This window comes from Nonlabens sp. (genome assembly GCF_018401815.1).
Classification (GTDB): Bacteria; Bacteroidota; Bacteroidia; order Flavobacteriales; family Flavobacteriaceae; genus Nonlabens.
This window is the reverse complement of sequence record NZ_JAGYKG010000020.1, coordinates 1-2,074: the sequence shown is the minus strand read 5'-3', so window position 1 is coordinate 2,074 and position 2,074 is coordinate 1. Positions and strand designations below refer to the sequence as shown.

At 30.7% G+C, this 2,074-nt stretch carries 1 protein-coding gene; it reads right to left on the bottom strand.

What is annotated here, in order from left to right; genetic code table 11:
* Positions 1-165: 165 nt before the first annotated feature.
* On the bottom strand, positions 166-1,701 hold the full coding sequence (locus KG732_RS12925) for a Fic family protein (protein ID WP_213524439.1): 1,536 nt from the start codon (positions 1,699-1,701) through the stop codon (positions 166-168).
* Positions 1,702-2,074: the final 373 nt, after the last annotated feature.

Below are 2,074 nucleotides of genomic sequence, written 5' to 3'. Positions count from 1 at the left end.
AAAATTTCTCTTTGTTTCTCATTTATTTGCTTTCGTATTTTTATAACTAAATTTAAAAACACCAACCCAAATAACATTGCAATTATTATAGCCAAGAGACCAACAAGAATTAGACTAATTTCCCCTTTATAATTGACAACAACAAATAATACTAATAATATTGATTTAATTAAAACAAAGTCTATAGTTGTCTTCTATGGATTGTATATCTTCATTTGTAAGTTCAACAAATTCTTTTTCTTTTGCTCTATTTGAAATAAGACCATTATTTTGCTCTAAAAAACGGATTAAAAGTGCGACCTTCTTATCTGGCATTTGATAATGGTCATCTAACCATGCCTTCATTTCATCATATTTTTGTAGGTAATCAACTTCATCAGGAATAATTCTATTAATAGTATCGTCAATACATTCAGACAAAAACTCTGCTTGTTTTGTAGCTTCAAAATAGCGATAAAAATCGATAGTGTCATTGCCAACTTTTACATTATTGTCCTTAGTTTTTTCCCATTCAATAAAATTAAGTAAAGGATGAGAATAATGTTCTAAAACTTTTCTGTAATCATTAATACGTTCTAAAATAGAGGCTGAAATTGGAAAAATTATACCTTGTGGTGTAAATTTCATCACGGCGAGTAAATGATGTATTAAATATCTGTGTAATCTTCCATTTCCATCTTCAAAAGGGTGAATAAATACAAAGCCAAAAGCAATACTTGTAGCAGTTAAAACAGGATGATAATTAGAAGTTATCATTTTATTAGAGGTATACAATAACCCCTCCATTAACTTTTCAATATCTTGATGTTTTGCAGAGATGTGTTCAGGGATAGGTGTTCCGTTTATTCGGTCGTGTTCTCCAACAAAACCGCCTTCTAAACGATAACCCATTTTAGTGAATTTACTATTACCAATAACAATATGCTGTAATCGCTCTAATTCTACCTTACTTAAAGTCTCTCTACCTGCCTGTCCAATTGCCTTACCCCACCTAATAGCCCTACTTTGTGTAGGCGTCTCCCCCTCTATGTTAAAGGATGCTTTTGAGTCTTTCAATAGTAAAAATGATGATGTTCGTAATAAAATATCTTTATGAATCCCTTTTACATTTCCCTCAATAGTATCTTGTGGGTTGAGAGCAAGGTAAGTATCTAATTTTTTTGTTCGTCTTATTAAAGGACAGAACTCTGAAGTTCCCGGACAATTGTTCTTTACACGATGTCTCTTTGAGTTCTCGGATTCAGGTATTGTATATTGTAGTTTATCATCAATGAGCATGATAAAATTGCCGGTATCCAAATCAGGTATAGGTAAAGTTGTTTTCATCAACCATTCATACAAAAACCATATTCTTCTACTGTATTGGCCTTGCGGTTCTTCTTGAACTAAAGCGATAATATCTTCTTGGGGTAGTTTTTCAAATAGTTTTTTAAAAAACAATACGTGAATGCCCTCATATTTTAATGCAAATACCAATTGATGATATAATGTCTCCTTGGGTTGATAACGTGGTGTTAATACCTGAATTTCCTCCGTTTTATATTTTCTATTCTTTAAACTTATTAAAGTTAAATAATCAGGTGTAGGGACTTCCAATGAAAAATAATCGATTAAAACCGCATAACCGACCAAGTATCCTTCTTCCGGCATTTTAATGCCGTGAAAAACACTTAATCTTTGTGAAAAACACTTATTATCCATTTTATTTTGTGATTTATGATTACCCAAAGATAATGAAAAACACTTACGGTTTATGAAAAACACTTTATTTAAGGTGTTTTTATGAAAAACAATTATATTTTATTATGTATAAAAAATGAATTCTCTATACATAACAGGTTGGATGTGATAAAATTTTACAATTTTCTTATCACAACTAAATGATTATAATTTTAAGACTCACAAATCAAGCCTACATATTGTTCTGTATAGTGCTTTCCGCTATGTTTTTGATTTCAATATAGTCATTTAATAATTCATCAATTTGAGTGATAGATTTCTTGTCAGAAAGTATTGGTCTAACGGGATGCATCACTTTTTGCCTTACCAAATTATAAACTCCCTCTGTTCCGAA